The 13,395-nt window shown below is 69.7% G+C and carries 13 protein-coding genes; 10 read left to right on the forward strand and 3 right to left on the reverse strand.

The annotated features are described in order from the left end of the window. The first annotated feature begins 139 nt into the window (after positions 1-139). Entirely contained in the window at positions 140-589 is a 450-nt protein-coding gene (locus tag CRP45_RS00325) for a DUF4254 domain-containing protein (RefSeq protein WP_245909777.1), read from the forward strand. 42 nt (positions 590-631) lie between these two features. Here the strand turns inward: CRP45_RS00325 and CRP45_RS00330 are convergent, their stop codons facing one another. Further along, entirely contained in the window at positions 632-1,699 is a 1,068-nt protein-coding gene (locus CRP45_RS00330) for an alpha/beta hydrolase (RefSeq protein WP_097243306.1), read from the reverse strand. A gap of 108 nt (positions 1,700-1,807) precedes the next feature. Beyond that, the gene (locus CRP45_RS00335) at positions 1,808-2,680 is read right to left on the reverse strand and encodes a LysR family transcriptional regulator (RefSeq protein WP_097243307.1); all 873 of its coding nucleotides are present in this window, start codon (positions 2,678-2,680) and stop codon (positions 1,808-1,810) included. A 61-nt stretch (positions 2,681-2,741) separates the two neighbouring features. Between CRP45_RS00335 and CRP45_RS00340 the strand changes: the two genes are divergently transcribed. Both CRP45_RS00340 and CRP45_RS00345 read left to right on the forward strand, forming a co-directional pair. After that, positions 2,742-3,737, forward strand: coding sequence for an aldo/keto reductase (locus CRP45_RS00340; protein ID WP_097244461.1), 996 nt, complete (start codon positions 2,742-2,744; stop codon positions 3,735-3,737). 257 nt (positions 3,738-3,994) lie between these two features. Next, the gene (locus CRP45_RS00345; RefSeq protein WP_097243308.1) at positions 3,995-5,443 is read left to right on the forward strand and encodes a hypothetical protein; all 1,449 of its coding nucleotides are present in this window, start codon (positions 3,995-3,997) and stop codon (positions 5,441-5,443) included. Positions 5,444-5,447: 4 nt separating this feature from the next. On the opposite strand, the gene CRP45_RS00350 is transcribed toward CRP45_RS00345, so the two are convergent. Next, positions 5,448-6,431 (reverse strand): TIGR03557 family F420-dependent LLM class oxidoreductase, encoded by a 984-nt coding sequence (locus CRP45_RS00350; RefSeq protein WP_097243309.1) that lies wholly within the window; start codon positions 6,429-6,431, stop codon positions 5,448-5,450. Between the two features lie 357 nt (positions 6,432-6,788). Here CRP45_RS00350 and CRP45_RS00355 point away from each other — a divergent pair, with 357 nt between their 5' ends. From CRP45_RS00355 to CRP45_RS00385, 7 genes are all read left to right on the forward strand, one after another. After that, positions 6,789-7,790: a glycosyltransferase gene (locus CRP45_RS00355; protein ID WP_097243310.1), complete on the forward strand. Its 1,002-nt coding sequence runs from the start codon at positions 6,789-6,791 to the stop codon at positions 7,788-7,790. Positions 7,791-7,880: 90 nt separating this feature from the next. Further along, positions 7,881-8,897 (forward strand): iron-containing redox enzyme family protein, encoded by a 1,017-nt coding sequence (locus tag CRP45_RS00360; protein WP_097243311.1) that lies wholly within the window; start codon positions 7,881-7,883, stop codon positions 8,895-8,897. Between the two features lie 31 nt (positions 8,898-8,928). Next, the gene (locus CRP45_RS00365; RefSeq protein WP_067779242.1) at positions 8,929-9,582 is read left to right on the forward strand and encodes a HemK2/MTQ2 family protein methyltransferase; all 654 of its coding nucleotides are present in this window, start codon (positions 8,929-8,931) and stop codon (positions 9,580-9,582) included. After that, positions 9,560-9,769, forward strand: coding sequence for a CDGSH iron-sulfur domain-containing protein (locus CRP45_RS00370; protein WP_097243312.1), 210 nt, complete (start codon positions 9,560-9,562; stop codon positions 9,767-9,769). Before CRP45_RS00365 ends, CRP45_RS00370 begins: the two co-directional genes overlap by 23 nt. A 38-nt stretch (positions 9,770-9,807) precedes the next feature. Next, positions 9,808-11,595: a thiamine pyrophosphate-requiring protein gene (locus tag CRP45_RS00375; protein WP_097243313.1), complete on the forward strand. Its 1,788-nt coding sequence runs from the start codon at positions 9,808-9,810 to the stop codon at positions 11,593-11,595. A gap of 3 nt (positions 11,596-11,598) precedes the next feature. Then, on the forward strand, positions 11,599-12,438 hold the full coding sequence (locus tag CRP45_RS00380; RefSeq protein WP_067779234.1) for a glucose 1-dehydrogenase: 840 nt from the start codon (positions 11,599-11,601) through the stop codon (positions 12,436-12,438). Positions 12,439-12,558: 120 nt separating this feature from the next. Beyond that, positions 12,559-13,392: an RNA polymerase sigma factor SigF gene (locus CRP45_RS00385; protein ID WP_097243314.1), complete on the forward strand. Its 834-nt coding sequence runs from the start codon at positions 12,559-12,561 to the stop codon at positions 13,390-13,392. Positions 13,393-13,395: the final 3 nt, after the last annotated feature.

Raw genomic sequence — 13,395 nt, forward strand, 5'->3', positions numbered from 1 at the left:
GGTCGCTGGCACGAATGCCAGGGGGAACTGTCGGGAATGGTCGTCCCTCGGGCGCGGGACGTGCGTCGGAGTGGACGCGGACGTGCGGAGAACAGGTGGAGTCGGGACAACGGGGCCGGTCGGCAGGGCGGTGGTACGGGTGGTGACGAGCGCGGGCGGCGGTTCCGCGCTGCCGTCACGGGAGTTGGTGCTGCGCGCCGTCTGCGGCGTGGTGGACGACTCCGACCCGCTGTTGGGCGCGGCGCACCAGTTGTCCAGGCTGCACGAGCGGCGCGAGCTGGTCGAGCCGGACGCCGCCGACGAGATTGATTGGCAGCGTGCGCGTCTGGTGTGCGAGATCGATCGATGGGTCGGATTCCTCACCCCGCCACCGATTCCGGAGGCGCCCATGCACACCGAGAGCGTCGGCGCCGTCGTGGATCGGCTCGCGCAACTGGCCGTGCTCGCCTATCTCGCGCTGGCCCGCGGCGCCGAGGCGCAGCTCACGGACGTGCAGCAGCGACTGAACGAATTGGGTTGGGCCTACGACGATCTGATCACCGAGGTGGGCAGCGGCACCCGGCGGCTGCCTGGCGCCGCGGCGAACTGACCGAAAGAAGCGGGCCGCCAACCGAATCGACGGCCCGAACGTTCACTCGGGCAGTTCCAGGCCGCGCGCGAGCACCGGCCACGAGGCCTTCAGCGCGTCGAGCCAGTAACCCCAGGAATGGGTTCCGGTCGGCGGGAAGTCGTAGGTCGCCGGTATGCCGAGCGAGTTCAGCTTGGCCTGCAGATTGTGGCTGCAGTAGTTGACGCCCGCCTCGATCACCCCGCCGGTGATCACCTGGCTCGCCAGCCCGTCCAGGCCGGGAAGCGTGTACGGGCCGTTGAGCATGTCGTAGCGGCCGGGCAGCCCGGTGCCGCTGGAAATGAAAAGCTCCACCCCGCGCAGCCCTTCGGCGTTCACGTACGGGTCGTTGGCCGCCCACATCGGATCGTCCTGCGGGCCGTACATGTTGTCGGTGTTGCCGCCACCCCACACCCCCACGGACAGGTTGACGAAGGAATACCCGATCGGATCGCTGATCTGCGCGCACCCGCTGTAGGCCGCCGCCGCGCGGAACAGTCCGGGCGCGGCGATCGGCAATTGCAACACGGAGGTGCCCGAAGTCGACAGTCCCGCAATGGCATTGAGTCCGTTGGTGCCGAGCGCGCCGTCGATCACCGGCGGCAGCTCCTCGGTGAAGAAGGTCTTCCACTTGTGCACGCCGAGCACCGGGTCCGGCGCCCGCCAATCGGTGTAGTAACTCCACGCGCCGCCGATGGGCTGGACCACGTTGAGGTCCTTGGTGCCCAGGAACTGCAGCGCCTCGGGGGTGCGGTGATCCCAGTTGGCGGTGCCCTCGCCGCCGTCGGCGCCGGAGAGCAAGTACAGCGTCGGCCGCGGCGCCGAGGTGTCCGCGGGGCGCTGCACGGTGATGGTGATCGGACGGCCCATCGCCGCCGAGTAGACGCTCAGCGTCAGGTTGCGGTCGTCCTCGATGGTGAAATCGACGATGCGCGAACCATCCGGCGCTACGGGCCGGGCTAGCAGGGCACCGCTCGTCATGATCGGATCGCTGGTCTCGGCGCGCGCCGCGCCGGGGACGAGCGTGGTGAGTATCGCCGCGGCGGCCGTCGCCAGCACGATCGCGGGCCTGCCGAGCGCTGGCCGCTCCATGGTGTACCTCCGTGACTCGTTCGGGTCCGTCGCACACTGCCAGGCACACCGTACTGGGTCGGCAATCGCTCGGCTATCGCGACGCGGCCGTTCCGCACGTCTCGCGAGTCAGGGCTCGGTCAGGCAATCCACGAACAGCGCGGTGGCCGACCGGCTGTCGTCGCCGCGCCATGCGACGGCCAGCTCGGCGGGCTCGAGTCCGTCGACCGGGCGAAATACCAAGCCGGGCCGCCGATAGAGGTCGGCGTTGCCCGTCGCGACCAAGGCGACGCCGAGTCCGGAGGCGATCGCCTCGAACGTCTCGTCCGCCCCGGTGGCCTCGGCGCCGACCCGGACCGGGTGACCGTCGCGCGCGTCGATCGCCAGCCAGTGATCGCGCAGCGGCCCGGCGGCGGGCGGCAGTGCGACGAACGGTTCGTCGAGCAGATCGGTGAACGCGACCGTCGCGTGGTCGGCGAGCCGGTGCCCTTCGGGAAGCATCACCCCGCGCGATTCGCGACGCAGCACCCGGGTGCGCAGCCCGTCGAGCGGGATCGGCAACCAGACGACGCCGACATCGCTGGACGCATCGGCGAGCCCCGCCGTCGGATCCGACCAGCCGACCAGGCGCAGCGAGACGGTCCAGTCCGGCGCCGCCGCGCGGAACCGGGAGATGGCTCGCCGCTGCAGATCGCGCCCCACCGCGGTCTGCATGCCGACCACCAGGGTCCGCGGGCGGCCGATCGCCTGGGCGCGCGGATACGCGCGATCCCAGCGCTCCACCATCTCCCGCGCGGTCGGCAGCAACTCGGCGCCCTGCGCGGTGAGCGTGACGCCGCGCGGCGTGCGTTCGAAGAGCTCGAAGCCGAGGCGGCGCTCCAGCGCTCGGATCTGTTTGGACAGCGCGGGTTGCGAGACGAAGACCCGCGCCGCGGCCCTGGTGAAGTTGGCCTCCTCCGCCACCGCGATCAGGTAGCGCAGATCCCGCAGGTCGACGTCCATAACGTTTGGTTATACCAACACGACTTGGACGGCAGGGGACATGATCGGCGAGAGTGGTGCCATGACCAACATCCCCGTGCGCCACCTCGGCGAAATCCCGGTTTCCGCAGTCGGTTTCGGCGCGATGGTGCTTTCGCCCGGCATGTACGGCGATATCGATGACGACCGCGCCCTCGCCGCGCTGCGCCACGCGATCGACCACGGCGCCACGCTCATCGACACCAGCGACGGCTACGGCGCCGACGGCCACAACGAACGACTGATCGGGCGCGCGATCCGCGGCCGCCGCGACGAGCTCACCATCGCCACCAAATTCGGCTTCCGCGTTCCGGAAGGCGCCGCGGCGCACACGTTCCCGGTCGGCTTCGCGTTCGGCGAGCTCGCCGTCAACGCCGAGCCGCGTTACGTGCGCGGATATGCCGAGCAGAGCCTGCGCAACCTCGGTACCGACGTGATCGATCTGTACTACCCGCATTTCCCGGATCCGGAGGTGCCGATCGAGGAGACCGCGGGCGCGGTGGGCGAACTGGTGGCCGACGGCCTGGTGCGCTACCTCGGCCTGTCCAATGTCACCGCCGAGCAGTTGCGGCGCGCGCACGCTGCGCACCCGGTCCAGGTGGTGCAGGCGGAATGGTCGATGTGGCGGCCCATCGATGCCGAATTGATCGCGGCCGCTCGCGAATTGGGTGTCGGCGTCGTCGCGTGGAGTCCGCTCGGCGCGGGTTTCCTCACCGGGACGGTCGATCGGGTCGGCGCCGACGATTTCCGCGCCAATCTGCCCCGTTTCGACGCCGCCAATCTCGCCGCGAACAACGATTCCTACGCCGCGCTGCAGGGAATCGCGACCGAACTCGGCATCAGCCGAAGCCAATTGGCGCTCGCCTGGCTGCTGCACCAGGATCCGCACGTGGTGCCGATTCCGGGCAGCCGCACCCCAGCGCACATCGAGGACAACCTGTTCGCGGCGAATATCGGCCTGCACGCCGACACCCTGCGCCGCATCGAGCAGGTGCTCGACGGTGCGGAGGCGGTGGGGGCGACGTTGCTGGAGAGCTGACTGAGCCGGTGCGCGTCGGCCCGGTCCGTCCGAGCCGACGCCTTCCGACAACCCCTCTCTCGGAACCGGAGTCGGCGAATCCGCGCGATCGGTCGAGGCGTCCGCTATACAGTGTGTCGCGCACGGCGCGCCGCCCGAATCCGCGACGCGGCAAATCTATAGTTTTGCTCGCAACGATGCATCGACTATGAATGTGGGGTGCTGTTCACACTCGTGATCACTTGCCTGCCATCGGATCTCCACGGTCGGAGGTCGATTTGACCATAGAGCACCCCATCGAGGACGAGGTCACGCAGCTGGCGCGGCGGGTCGAAAAGGCCCGCGGACGGCTGGCCTGGCAGTTCGACCCGGCTCTCACCGAGGCGCTGTCCGAGGACGAACTACACGCCGAACGCGAACTCGCCGAGCGAATTCGCGAACAGGACCGTGGACAGCGTTGGAAAGAGGTGCAGGCCGCCGCGGTCGCCTCCGACCGCGCGAGGCACACGGCGGAGGAAATCGCAAAGGCCGATATGCGAGATTTGTTGCTCGCCCGCAAGGCGATCGCCGCGCAGCGGCGCGAATCCAGTCCGCACGCCAAGCTCGCCTCGCTGTACCGGCACCGCGCCTGGTCGCTACGCGCGCTGGCCGGCGTGGTCGGCGCGGGCATGCTGTGGTCAGCGGTCAACGTGCAGCACAACATCGCCCCCGGCGGCCCGAGCGATCCGCTCTACTGGTTCAGCTATCTGCTGGAAGGGATGATCAGCGTCTGTCTGATCATCATCATGATCGGCACCAACAAGGTGGCCGAGTGGGGCGTCGTCGACAACCGCCGCCAGGTCGCCGCCGCCGAAATGGCGCTGTTGTCACTGACCGTCGGCCTCAACACCTACCCGTACCTGCGCTCAGGCCAGTGGTACGAGGTGGCCGTGCACGCCATCGCGCCCGTGATGATCGGTGTGGCCCTGCTGATTCACGATGCCGCGAGCGCCCGCTACGGCTTGGCCATTCACCGGGCCACCGAGCAGGTGCGCGATCTGCCCGACCCGGCCGAGCAGATTCGGGCCAGCTTGCCCGCGTTGGTCCGGCGCGAAGTCGTCACCGTCGCGGCCGAGCGGCCCGCGCCCGCGCCGCGAGCCGAGCCGGAGGTCGTCGAGGAACAGTACGCGGAGCCCGAGGTCGACGAGACCGACGCGGAAGAGACCGCGCCCGAGGACGCGCCGACCGAACGGGTCGAGAAGCGTCGCGCGCCCGCCGAATCCGGGCAGCCCGCCGCGAACGGCAGCAACGGTAAGGCGCCCGCGAAGGCCGAGCCGAGGCAGGCCGAAAGGCCAACGGTGGCAGCCAAGGTGGACAAGCCGGTCGTCGAGCCAGCCCCCGCGCGCACGCCGGAGCCGGTGGCCGCCAAGGTGGTCGTCCGGCAGACGCCCCCTCCGCCGACCAAGCCGATCGAGATCGACAAGCCCGCCGCGTCGCGTCCGGTCGCCGAGACCACGCCGATCAAGATGAGCACCAAGGACTCCCGCAACGCGAAGGACTCGCGGGACTCGCGCATCGCGAAGGACTCCCGCAAGGCGGCGCCGCCGGATCCGGACACCGCCTACCACGAGGTGGTTCGCTCGTCGGGCATCTACGACACCGGACAGTTCCGCATCGCCGAGGCGCTCGAACAGGAGCTCGCCGAGATGCAGGAGGCGCGCAGGCGGGCCCGCACCGGCAAGCGCTGAGCGGTCAGCTCGGGCTCGCGGCCGGGGTGAGCGATTCGCGCAGACGCTGATCGAGTTCGTCGCGATAGAACTCGAGGAAGCCGTCCGGGTCCGGTCCGGCGTTCTGCAGCACGAGGTGGTCGAACCCCGCGTCGGTATAGGCGCGGGCGGCCGCCACGTAGCGTTCCGGGTCGGAGCCGCAGGTGAAGTGGTCGCGGATGTCCTCCTCGCGGACCGTGGCGCTGGCGGCGGCGAAGTTGACCGGGTTGGGTAGCTCGCTCATGACCTTCCAGCCGGTGAGCGCCCAGCGGGTCGTCTCCAGTGCCGCCCGCGCACCGGTGTGTTCGTCGGGCGCCCAGGCCAACGGGACCTCGGCGTAGCGAGGTCCATTGCCACCGTGCTCCAGGTACTTCCGGACGATCGAGGGGTCGGCCTCGGTGGCGAAGAGGCCGTCACCGAGTTCGGCGGCGAGCTCGGCCGATTCCGGCCCGCCCGCCGCGACCGCGATGACCGGAAGCCGCTCGGGCAGGTCGAAGATTCTGGCGTCCGAAAGATGCTGGTACTTGCCCGAATACGACTGGTAGCCGCCGCGCCAGAGCAACCGGATGATCTCGAGCGCTTCGCGCAGCATCTCGTGGCGCACCCGCACCGAGTCGGGGAATTCGAGCCCGACGATGTGCTCGTTGAGCCGTTCACCCGACCCGACGCCGAGCGTGAAGCGTCCGTCGGAGACCAGCGCCATGGTGGCGGCGGCCTGGGCGACGATCGCGGGGTGGTAGCGCAGGATCGGACAGGTGACGCCGGTGGCCATGCCGATGCGCTCGGTACGCGCCGCGATGGCGCCGAGCACGGTCCAGGCGAACGGCGAGTGACCCTGGTTGTCCAGCCAGGGATGGAAGTGGTCGCTGATCTCGACGAAGTCGAAACCCGCGCGCTCGGCCCGCACCGCCTGGCGGATCAGTTCGGCGGGACCGAAACCCTCTGCCGCCAGCTTGTATCCGATCTGCATCGCTACCTCCTCGGCTGGTGGTGTCGCCGGTCGATCACCGATCGGCTACCCAAGACCGCCTGCGGGAAACGAGAGCGCGAGCTCACCTGCCGGTGGAACCGATCTAGTCGTACCTCCGGCCACGCGCGGGCCGACGACGGACTCCGTCCGGCTGTGCGATCGAGGTTTGCCGGGCACACGGCCGGGTAGATCCGCATCGTCGCACGTCACCGCAGATCCGCCGGGAGGTCCGATGTACGGTCTCGCGCAGTGGACACCGGGGCCGGGAGGCCCGGACCTGGTGCGGTTCGTCGCGACGAATCCGCGCCGCCGTCGGCCTCTGCCGGCGCCGGGATCCCGGACATACCGGGGGGCCGCGTGATCGGTTACTACATCCACCATCACGGCTCGGGACATCTCGTCCGCGCTCGCCGCATCAGCGCCTGCCTCGCGCAGCCGGTCACCGCGCTGACCTCGCTGACCCTCTCCGACGACGACGTCTTCGACGACGTCGTGCACCTGCCCGCCGGCACCCCAGCCGCGACGGTCCGCGATCCCACCGCCTCGGGCGTCCTGCACTGGGCGCCACGGCACGATCGCGGGCTGGCCGAGCGGATGTCGGCGGTCGCGGCGTGGCTCGCGGCGACACGGCCGGACGCCCTGGTGGTGGACGTGTCGGTGGAGGTGGCGCTGCTGGCTCGCCTGCACGGGGTGCCCGTCGTCTGCATGGCGCTGCCCGGCGCCCGCACCGATCCCGCCCACCAGTTGGTGCACCGCGTCGCCGAACGCCTGATCGCGGCGTGGCCGCGCGAGCTCTACGATCCGGCGTGGCTGCGCCCGTACGCGGACAAGACCCGCTATGTCGGCGGCATCACCCGCTTCGACGGCCGCCCCCCGTTGTTCGCGGCGCGTGACGAACGCCCGACGGTGCTGGTCGTCGGCGGCGCCTGCGGTGCGGCGTTCACCGCGGGGATGGTGCGCGCGTGCGCCCTGCGGCACCACCAATATCACTGGCGCACCATCGGATTGGGCGATTGGGTGGACGACCCGTGGCCGGAGCTGTGCCGGGCCGACGTGATCGTGACGCACGCCGGGCAGGGCGCGATCGCCGATATCGCCGCCGCGGGCAAACCCGCCGTGGTGGTGCCCGCACCGCGCCCGTTCGACGAACAACTGGCCACCGCGCGCACGCTCGCGTCGGCGGGCATCGCGCTGACGGTGGACCGCTGGCCCGATCTCGAGGACTGGCCCGGTTTGCTCGCGCGGGCCCGCGAGCTGGATACCGACCGCTGGCGCGCGTGGCAGACGCGTGGCGCCGGGCTGCGCGCGGCGGCGGCGATCGGGGAGGTCGTCGCCGAGCGGCTGCGGTCCGTCTCGTGAGACCCGCGGTCGTCTGGGGCGACCGGAGGCCGGCGACGGCTCGCTGGGAAGCGGGGCGATAACCGGGCGCGAGCGGGGTAAGCGACCAGCATGACAGCGACCATGGTCCCGAAAGCCCATCCCATGCCCGAGCCGCGCGGCGAACTGTCCGCGGCGGTCGTCGAACTGCTGGGCGGCACGCCGGGGCGGTCCGTACCGCGGATCGGGACGCCGGACCCCTTCGACGAGGATCTGCTCCTCGCCCTGCACACCTGCTACGAGCTGCACTACTACGGGTTCGCGGAGGTCGATCCTGGGTGGGAGTGGGATCCCGGCCTGCTCGGGCTGCGCGCCGAGATGGAACAGCGGCTGCTGCGCGGGCTGCGCGACGCCGTCCCCGGCGGGACCGATCTGGAAGGCGAACTCGAACAGCTGCTGGTGACGCCGGTCGAGGCGAGCGGGCCGAGCCAGTTCCTGCTCGATCGCGGCGAGTGGTGGCAGATGCGCGAGTACCTGGTACATCGCTCGCTCTACCACCACAAAGAGGCCGATCCGTACGCCTGGGTGATTCCGCGGCTGCGCGGTCAGGCGAAGGCGTCGCTGGTCGCGGTCGAGTTCGACGAGTTCGGCGGCGGGCGCGGCGAGCGAGTACACGCCGAGCTGTACGCGGAGCTGATGGCCGCGGCGGGCCTGAATCCGGACTATCTGCACTATCAGGACGTGATCCCGGCGCCGATGTTCGCGCTGATGGACACGATCTCGCTGTTCGGACTGCACCGTGAGCTGCGCGGGGCGCTCGTCGGGCATTTCGCGACCGTGGAGATCAGCTCGCCGCCGGGGGCGCGGCGGATGGTGGAGGCGCTGCGCCGCCTCGACGCCGACCCCACCTGCACGCTGTTCTACCGCGAGCACATCGAGGCCGACGCGGTGCACGAACAGGTCATGCGCCGCGACGTGATCGGTGACCTGCTCGCCAAGGAGCCCGCGTTGACCGAATCGGTGGTGTTCGGCATCCAGGCGACGAACCTGCTGGAGGACCGGTTCGCCGAGCATGTGCTGGGCTCCTGGGAGGCGGGACGCGGTTCGCTGCGCGACGGTGCGCCGGGTTCGGTGGGACCGCACGATTAGTTCGGCGCATTCCGGCTATCCGGCCTCTGTGATGTTGATTCGCCCGCCCTGGGTCTATCGCCCGCAAATGGATACCTGGCTGTTGGCCAGGGCGCTATCCGAGGCGGGCATTCCGCGCGGTGGGCACGTGCTGGACGTGTGCACGGGAAGCGGGGCTTTGGCCATCGCGGCCGCGCGCAGTGGCGCCGCGGCGGTGACCGCCGTGGACATCTCCCGCTCCGCGGCGGTGTCGGCGTGGCTGAACTGCCGGATCCGGGGGATCGGGGCGGAGGTGATCCGCGGCGACTTCAGCTGCGCGCTGCGCGGACGCCGCTTCGATCTCGTTCTCGCCAACCCGCCCTACGTCCCCGCGCCTGCGGGTGCGGGGCACCACGGTCCGGCGCGGGCGTGGAACGCGGGAGCGTCCGGTCGGGCCGCGCTCGACCGGCTGTGCCGGATGATGCCGGAACTGCTGAAACCCCGCGGCGCGGCGCTGGTCGTGCACTCCATGCTGTCCGATCCGGACAGCACGCTGACCCAATTACGTGACACCGGTTTGAAAGCCGCGATCGTGGCCCGTCACACCGTTCCCTTCGGACCGGTGCTGCGCGGGCGCGCCGACTGGCTCGCCTCGATCGGACTCATCGAACCCGGCCAGGACAAGGAAGATCTGGTGGTGATCCGTGCCGATCGAATCCGAAAATGAGCGCAGGCGAGTCACTTTCACCGACGACGGCCCCGCTCTCGTCGAGGGACCGGTGGAACTCGTTACCGCCGACGGCAAGACGATCCGCTGCGACCGCTTCCAGGTCGCGATCTGCCTGTGCCGCCGCTCCGCGAACTACCCCCTGTGTGACACCAGCCACCGCAAACACCGCCGCGCCACCACCTGAGGACGGATTCCGACAGCGACGCACGGACAGGAGGAACCATGGGTCAACAGGTCGGCGACTATGTCGTGCGACGACTGCGCGAATGGAACGTCCAGCAGGTCTTCGGGTATCCCGGTGACGGCATCAACGGCTTGATCGCCGCCTTCGGGCGCGCCGACGACGACCCGGCCTTCATCCAGGCCAGGCACGAGGAGATGTCGGCGTTCGAGGCCACCGGCTACGCCAAATTCAGCGGCAACGCCGGTGTCTGCACCGCCACCTCGGGACCGGGCGCGATCCATCTGCTGAACGGCCTCTACGACGCCAAACTCGATCACGTGCCGGTGGTGGCGATCGTCGGGCAAACCGCGCGCAGCGCGATGGGCGCCAGCTACCAGCAGGAAGTGGATCTGCAGAACCTCTTCCAGGACGTCGCCGACTACGTGGTCGAGGTCAATGTCGCCAATCAGTTGCCCAACGCGCTCGACCGTGCCTTCCGTGTCGCCATCACGCGGCGCGCGCCGACGGTCGTGATCATCCCCTCGGATCTCCAAGAGGAGGAGTACGAGCCGCCCGAGCACGCCTTCAAGCAGGTGCCCTCCAGTCCGCCGGGCGCGCTGCCGCCCGCGCGGGTGATCCCCGCGAGCGACGAGATCCGGCGCGCCGCGGAGATTCTCGATTCCGGGTCGCGGGTCGCGATCCTGATCGGCCAAGGCGCTCGTTCGGCGGCCGCGGAGGTCGTGGAGATCGCCGAGCGCACCGGCGCGGGCGTGGCGAAGGCGCTGCTCGGCAAGGACGTGCTTCCCGACGACCTGCCGTTCGTCACCGGGCCGATCGGATTGCTCGGCAGCAGGCCGAGCTACGAGCTGATGCGCGACTGCGACACCCTGCTCATCGTCGGCTCCAGCTTCCCCTACTCGCAGTTCCTGCCCGAGTTCGGTCAGGCGCGCGCGGTGCAGATCGATATCGACGGCACCATGATCGGCATGCGGTACCCGACCGAGGTGAATCTGGTCGGTGACGCGAAATCCACGCTGGCCGAGCTCATTCCGCTGATCCAGCGCAAGACCGATCGGTCGTGGCGGGAGAAGGTGGAGAAGAACGTGGCCCGCTGGTGGGAGACGCTCGAACGGCAGTCGATGCTGGAGGCGCGACCGCTCAACCCGATGCGCGTGGTCTGGGAACTGTCCGAACGCATTCCCGAGAACGCCATTGTCACCGCGGATTCGGGCTCCTCGACCAACTGGTATGCCCGGTGCCTGCGCTTCCGCGGCCAGATGCGCGGCTCGCTGTCCGGCACGCTGGCGACGATGGGTCCTGGCGTCCCGTACGCCATCGGCGCGAAGTTCGCCCATCCGGACCGGCCCGCGATCGCGCTGGTCGGCGACGGCGCGATGCAGATGAACGGGCTCGCCGAACTGCTCACCATCGCCCGCTATCGGCGCCGGTGGTCGGATCCTCGGCTGATCGTCTGCGTCTTCCACAACAACGATCTCAACCAGGTCACCTGGGAGCTGCGCGCGATGGGCGGTGCGCCGAAATTCGAGGAGTCGCAATCGCTTCCCGAGGTCTCCTACGCGGAGGTCGCCCGGGTCATGGGGTTGGCCGCGATCACCGTCGAGGCGCCGGAGGACCTGGGTCCCGCCTGGGATCGCGCACTGCACGCCGACGGCCCTGTACTGCTCGATGTGCTCTGCGATCCCGAGGTGCCGCCCATTCCGCCGCACGCCACCTGGGAGCAGCTGAAAGACACCGCCGAAGCCGTGCTGCGCGGCGACCCCGACGCAAGGCGCTTCATCACCCAGGGCATGAAAGCCAAAGCGCAGGAATTCATCAGGAGGAGTTGACCAATGGGTTTTCCGGAGCAGCAGCAAGAGGTCCCCGGCGTCCAGGCCAGGATGACGCCGGTGCCGGACTGCGGCGAGGACAGCTACCGCGGTTCGGGCAAGCTGACCGGCAAGGCGGCGGTGATCACCGGCGCCGACAGCGGCATCGGGCGCGCGGTGGCGATCGCGTTCGCCAGGGAAGGCGCCGACGTGCTGATCTCCTATCTCGACGAGGACGAGGACGCGAAGCAGGTCGCCGACCTGGTGACCCAGGCGGGCCGCAAGGCCGTGCTGGTGCCGGGTGATCTCGCCGATCCCGCGCATTGCCGCGCCGTCATCGATCGCGCGGTGCGGGAGTTCGGCAAGATCGACGTGCTGGTCAGCAACGCGGCCTATCAGATGACCCACGAGACCCTCGAGGAGATCTCCGACGAGGAGTTCGACCACACCTTCAAGCTGAACGTAGGCGCGTACTTCTATCTCGTGAAAGCCGCTCTGCCGCACATGCCTTCGGGCGCGTCGATCATCGGCAGCTCGTCGGTGAACTCGGACATGCCCTCGCCGACGCTCGCGCCCTACGCGGCGACCAAGGCGGCCATCGCGAACTTCTCCGCCAGCCTGGCGCAGTTGCTGGGGGAGCGCGGGATTCGAGTCAACAGCGTCGCGCCGGGACCGATCTGGACGCCGCTGATCCCGTCGACCATGCCGGTGGAGAAGGTGACGAAGTTCGGCGACGACACGCCGCTGGGGCGGGCGGGACAACCGGCCGAACTCGCCGCGGCCTACGTGCTGCTCGCCTCCGACGACGGCAGCTACATCTCGGGCGCGCGGCTCGCCGTGACCGGCGGGCGGCCCATTCTCTGATACGTCCGAGGCGGTGGTCGTCGGGGCAGGTGAGGCGCGATTTCTTTGCGATCACGTTTCGATAACGACGACGCGGGTACCCCACCGGAGTCGAGTTCGGTTGGAAACGAGGTACATCGGATGAAGCATGAATCGACCGTGGGCATCGCGGACGACGACACCGCCCGGATGGACTCCTACGACAACGCCGAGCCGTGGTTCGAGAAGCTGGCGAGCCTGGACGAGAACGACCCGCATCGGCAGCGGCTGCGGGAGGACATCGTCCGGATGTGCCTGCCGCTGGCCGAACACATCGCGCGGCGCTTCGCGGGCCGCGGCGAGGCGTTCGACGACCTGCACCAAATCGCCCGCCTCGGGTTGGTGCAGGCCGTGGATCGCTTCGACGTCTCCCGCGGCAGTTCCTTCCTGTCGTTCGCGGTGCCGACCGTGATGGGGGAGGTGCGGCGGCACTTCCGCGACCGCACCTGGTCGGTGCGGGTTCCGCGGCGGCTCAAGGAGATTCAGCAGCTGATCGGCCCCGCCACCGACACGCTCGCGCAGCGGCTCGGTCGCATGCCGACCGCCCGCGAACTCGCCGCCGAGCTGGATGTGGAGCTCACCGAGATCACCCAGGCGCTGGTGGCGAGCAACGGCTACCAGGCGGGCTCGCTGGACGCCGGCTCGCGCGACAACGACGACGACGGCTCGCCGCGCGCCGCCGTGGAAACGCTCGGCGCGGAGGAACCCTGCTACCGGCTGCTGGAGGACGCGATGGCGGTGCGTCCGCTCATCGCCGCACTGCCGGAGCGCGAACGCCAGGTGCTCGTCATGCGGTTCTTCGAGAACCGGACCCAGGCCCAGATCGCCGAGCGTCTCGGGGTGTCGCAGATGCAGATATCGCGCATCCTCGCCAAGACGTTGAAGACGCTGCGCGAACGGGCGCTCGGCGACGACGCCGAGCATGTGGCGGCCTGATCC

The sequence above is a fragment of the Nocardia amikacinitolerans genome (assembly GCF_900215415.1).
Taxonomy (GTDB): domain Bacteria; phylum Actinomycetota; class Actinomycetes; order Mycobacteriales; family Mycobacteriaceae; genus Nocardia; species Nocardia amikacinitolerans.